Origin of the sequence: Ruminococcus sp. AF37-20 (assembly GCF_003460465.1) — a bacterium.
Classification (GTDB): domain Bacteria; phylum Bacillota; class Clostridia; order Oscillospirales; family Ruminococcaceae; genus Hominimerdicola; species Hominimerdicola aceti.
Genome location: NZ_QTVE01000012.1, coordinates 80,077 through 81,635 on the forward strand (window position 1 = coordinate 80,077; position 1,559 = coordinate 81,635).

General features: G+C 33.6%; 3 protein-coding genes. All 3 read right to left on the bottom strand.

Going from position 1 to position 1,559, the window contains the following annotated elements; translation table 11 throughout:
- Positions 1-115 precede the first annotated feature (115 nt).
- The 3 genes from DW015_RS09175 to DW015_RS09185 are packed head-to-tail and all read right to left on the bottom strand — an operon-like array spanning position 116 to position 1,454.
- Positions 116-526, bottom strand: coding sequence for a hypothetical protein (locus DW015_RS09175; RefSeq protein WP_117905424.1), 411 nt, complete (start codon positions 524-526; stop codon positions 116-118).
- A gap of 53 nt (positions 527-579) precedes the next feature.
- A complete protein-coding gene (locus DW015_RS09180; protein ID WP_117878734.1) occupies positions 580-1,125 on the bottom strand; it encodes a barstar family protein in 546 nt (181 codons plus the stop codon).
- Positions 1,126-1,139: 14 nt separating this feature from the next.
- Positions 1,140-1,454, bottom strand: coding sequence for a ribonuclease domain-containing protein (locus tag DW015_RS09185; protein WP_117878732.1), 315 nt, complete (start codon positions 1,452-1,454; stop codon positions 1,140-1,142).
- Positions 1,455-1,559 lie beyond the last annotated feature (105 nt).

Consider the following 1,559-nt stretch of genomic DNA (forward strand, 5'->3'; position numbering starts at 1 on the left):
ACAAATATACCCTGTCACATTTTTCACATCTCCACACATCATATTTCAAATCATTTGGTTTTGGCTGATATACGCACATGCTTCTGTGTTTACAACATAATCTCAAGTTAAACCCCTACGGATAATAAATACTGATTGCATCTATAGGTACTTTATATTCATCAAAGTTATCTTCATCTTTTAATTCAAAGCATATACCCGATATATCTCGTAATTCATAAGTCGGCACAATATCATATTCACCGGTTTTGATGTCACCGATGTATTCTTTAACATCAGCCAAGGAAGAACCTATACCTATGGTATCATTAAATGTTCCTTTGAAATCCCCATATACTGTAATCTGCATAATAACATTATTAACCAGCAAGAACACCATATTCTTTGTTACAATTTTAATACAAGTTGGTAATACTATCTTCTTATATGCAATATTTTCTAATTGAATAGTTTTTATCAACTTATGATATGTCATTCCCAACTTATATTCGCCTACTCTATTACCTGGAATAATTTTAATATCCATATAAATTCCTCGTTTTACTGCTCGACCCTAAAATTCTTGATTGTTGCCGATAACTATGTGCAGATAATGACACAATCGTTATTTTTATTTATGTCAATAACTCTTAAAAGCTGCTCTGCGGTATCCGGAAGCTTATGTTTTAGTGCCGTGAAATTAAACAGGGCAATGATTTTGTAGTCACTTAAATCCAGAATATCAGCAAAAGCGTCCATATTTTCTCCATACCAATAAGGTAGATGAAAAGCGTATCTCAGGTACTTGTGAAGCTTTGAAGCAGAGTTGATGTCGTTAAAGTCAACGCAGAGTTTGTTTGTGGCACTACTGTAAATGAGCATAAGTTTTAGCGGCAAGTCGGTACATTCTGTCAGACAGTTCGGGGTGGCATTACGCAGTTTGCTTTCAAAACGCATTGCAAGCATCTTTTTTAGGTTGTCTATATCCCCTTTATTTTCACAATTGCAGTTTTGTATTTTAACTATCATATCGCTGTCAAATGCGTCTATCTGGCCTTCTTCAATTGCTTCAAACGTCCAATTTACAAAGTCATCACAAGAAATGTAGTCATTTAACACTGCATATATATAAGAAATCGCTTTCATAATTTGATATCTCCTCAATATGTACAAATATAGAAAAAAGTTTTATAATGATTAAACGTGCCATAAATCAAACCATCGTTAGAATATAGTATTCTATATCCTGGATTTTTAATATTGGATCTTTTCATGGTATAGTCTACTCCAACGTCAGCTTCATACCAAACTCGATTCGCTTTGGTTGGTAAAAGATTATTTCTGTTTTCAAATATATTGCCGCCTAACTTTTTGCCTGGTGCAAAATTGTTAAGAGATTTTCCCTCTTTCCAACCTAATTGTTTAGCTTGCTCTTTAGTAATATAATCCTTAGGCAGTTCTCCAGTGTTTCTCAACTGTCAGAATATACATAATATTCCGTATCCATTTGGGTCAAGCTGATTTGTGAGCATATTCCCACATCGACATACAAATCTCATATTATCTCTCCTATAAATTGT

What these genes read in the sequence shown, in the direction of transcription:
- DW015_RS09180 (WP_117878734.1), bottom strand. Translation starts at nt 1,125, where the DNA reads ATGAAAGCGATTTCTTATATATATGCAGTGTTAAATGACTACATTTCT.
- DW015_RS09175 (WP_117905424.1), bottom strand. Translation starts at nt 526, where the DNA reads ATGGATATTAAAATTATTCCAGGTAATAGAGTAGGCGAATATAAGTTG.